The organism is Acrocarpospora pleiomorpha, from assembly GCF_009687885.1.
Taxonomy (GTDB): Bacteria; Actinomycetota; Actinomycetes; order Streptosporangiales; family Streptosporangiaceae; genus Acrocarpospora; species Acrocarpospora pleiomorpha.
Genome location: NZ_BLAF01000009.1, coordinates 240,100 through 242,743 on the forward strand (window position 1 = coordinate 240,100; position 2,644 = coordinate 242,743).

The window sequence follows — 2,644 nt, forward strand, 5'->3', positions numbered from 1 at the left end:
GTTCCACCCCGCACCCCCGACCCCGCCGCCATAACCTCCGCCGCCACCCTGCTCAGCACGGCCCTGCGCCCCGCGATCATCCTCGGCGGCGGCATCCACCACTCCCACGCCGAGTGCTCCCACGCCGAGTGCTCCCACGCCGAGTGCTCCCACGCCGAGTGCTCCCACGCCGAGTGCTCCCACGTCGAGTGCTCCCACGTCGAGTGCTCCGGCGTCCATCACTCTCGCGCCGGGACCTTCGCCCTCACCTTGGCCGAACGCATCGGCGCACCCGTCGTCACCACGGCCAACGGCAAGGCGGCCGTCCCCGAGTCACACCCGCTCGCCCTCGGCGCGACCCTGCACCTCCCAGCCATCCAAGCCTGGCTGGCCACGTGCGACGTAGTCCTCGCGATCGGCACCGAACTGGCCCCCTCAGACTTCTGGATAGACGACTTCCGCTTGACCGGCCACCTCATCAGAATCGACATCGATCCCGCCCAGATGCACGGCGACCACCCCGCCACGATCCCGATCGTCGCCGACGGATCTCTCGCCCTGAACGCCCTGCTCACCCATCCGGCGATACCTCAGAAACCGGAACACCTTCCGCAGGAACCACTGGACGCCGAGCTACTCGCGGAGCAGCAGGATTCCGTTGTCCGGCCCGGGTGGGATGCCGAGTCCCTCGCAGAGCGGTCGGAATCCGTTCTCTGGGCTCGGCGGGACGTCGAGTGGCTCGCGGATCGACCGGAATCCGTTGTACGCGCCGGGTGGGATGCCGTGTCGCTTGTGGAGCGGCGGGATTCCGTTGTCCGGGCTGGGCGGGATGTCGAGTTGTTCGCGGATCGACCGGAATCCGTTGTACGCGCCGGGTGGGATGCCGAGTCGCTCGCGGGGCGGTCGGAATCCGTTCTCTGGGCTCGGCGGGATGCCGAGCTTGAGAGGCTTGCGGCTCGGTGGGGTTCTCAGCTCAAGGTCATAAGGGATGTGCTTCCCGCGGATACGATCGTGGCCGCTGACAACTCGATGTTCTGCTACTACGGTGCGCTCGGGGGTCTGCCGGTTGATCCGCCGGGGCGGTTTCTCTATCCGACCGGCTTTGGCACGCTGGGCTTCGCGCTTCCCGCCGCCATCGGAGCCAAGATCGCATACCCGGAAAGGCCGGTTGCTGTGCTGGCCGGGGACGGTGCGTTTCAGTTCAGCGTTCAGGAACTGGCCACAGCGGTGGAACTCGGCCTTCCGTTGCCGATTGTGATCTCCGTCAACGGTGGATATGGCGAGATACGCGCGGAAATGCTGGCGCGTGGCATGTCGCCCGTGGCGGTTGATCTGCACAATCCCGACTTTGTTGGTCTCGCCGTGGCGTACGGCGCGAGTGGGGTTGCCGTGGGGACGCCGGAGGAGCTTGGGGAGGCGGTTGGGAAGGCGTTGCACGCTTCGGGGCCCACTGTGATCGTTTTGAGGGAGGCGTGATGGCGCGGGAGCCGTACCTGAAGGTGACCTGGACCGATGAGGTGACCGGGCGGCCGGGATATCTGGTCATCGATCGGCTGGGGCGGGGGGTGAGCAGTGGCGGGTTGCGGATGCGGGCAGGGGTCACGCTGGCCGAGGTCGCGGACCTGGCTCTGGGGATGAGCCGTAAGGAGGCGTTGGCCTATGAGCCTGGGCTGCGGTATCAGCCGTTGGGCGGGGCCAAGGGTGGTATCGACTGTGATCCGCTCGATCCGGGCGCGGCAGGGATGTTGCGGCGGTACATCAGCGCCATGAAGCCGCTGCTGCAGACGTATTGGGCGACCGGTGAGGATTTGGGCTTGCGGCAGGAGTCGATCGATGCCGCCTGTCAGGAGGCGGGATTGCGTACGTCCATCGACGCCGTGTTGCCGCTGCTCGCCGACCCGGACGCGGCGCTGAAGGGCCTCGACGAGGCGTTCTCGGTGACCGTCGATGGGATCGGACTTGGTGATCTCGCCGGGGGCTGCGGGGTGGCGGAGGCGGCGTTGACCGCGCTCGATCTGGTGATCCCCGATCGCCGGGCGACGGCGGTGATCCAGGGGTTCGGTTCGATGGGCGGTGCGACCGCGCGTTTCCTCGCCCGTGCGGGGGTCCTGGTGGTCGGTATCGCCGACAGCGAGGGCGTGGTCGCCAACCCGGATGGGCTGGACGTGGAGACGCTCCTGCTCACCCGGGACGAACACGGACGCATCGACCGTTCCCGGCTGAGCGCCACCGACGAGAAACTGCCCAGGGACGCCTGGCTCGATCTGGAATGCGATGTACTGATTCCGGCGGCGGTGTCGTACTGCATCGGCGTTGAGGAAGCCCCGAGGGTGACCGCGCGCCTGATCGTCGAAGCCGCCAACTGCCCGGTGACGCCGGACGCCGAGGCACTACTCCGGGACTTCGGCGTGACCGTCGTCCCAGACGTGGTCGCCAACTCGGCCACCAACTCCTGGTGGTGGTGGACGCTGTTCGGCGACATCCCCGCCGAAGCCGACGCGGCCTTCACCAAGATCCGCTCCTGGATGCGCCGAGTGGTCACCGACATCCTCACCGAGGCCACGACCACCGGCAGGCTGCCCCGCGAGATCGCCCACACACTCAGCGAACGCAACCTGGAAACCCGATGAACCGCCGGGCCGCCACTGACATCCTCACCGAGGCC

Annotated in this window: 3 protein-coding genes; 2 read left to right on the plus strand and 1 reads right to left on the minus strand. The window is 67.8% G+C overall.

Annotation, left to right across the window (positions count from 1 at the left end; genetic code table 11):
• Positions 1–219, minus strand: a 219-nt coding sequence (locus Aple_RS54320; protein WP_444978879.1) for a hypothetical protein, incomplete at its 3' end; no start/stop codon positions are given.
• Positions 220–249: 30 nt separating this feature from the next.
• On the opposite strand from Aple_RS54320, the gene Aple_RS09390 reads away from it, so the two are divergent.
• The gene (locus tag Aple_RS09390; RefSeq protein ID WP_246264292.1) at positions 250–1,455 is read left to right on the plus strand and encodes a thiamine pyrophosphate-binding protein; all 1,206 of its coding nucleotides are present in this window, start codon (positions 250–252) and stop codon (positions 1,453–1,455) included.
• Positions 1,455–2,609 carry a Glu/Leu/Phe/Val dehydrogenase dimerization domain-containing protein gene (locus Aple_RS09395; protein ID WP_155344108.1) on the plus strand — a complete coding sequence of 385 codons (1,155 nt, stop codon included), beginning with the start codon at positions 1,455–1,457 and terminating at the stop codon, positions 2,607–2,609. The genes Aple_RS09390 and Aple_RS09395 overlap by 1 nt, the downstream gene beginning before the upstream one ends.
• Positions 2,610–2,644: the final 35 nt, after the last annotated feature.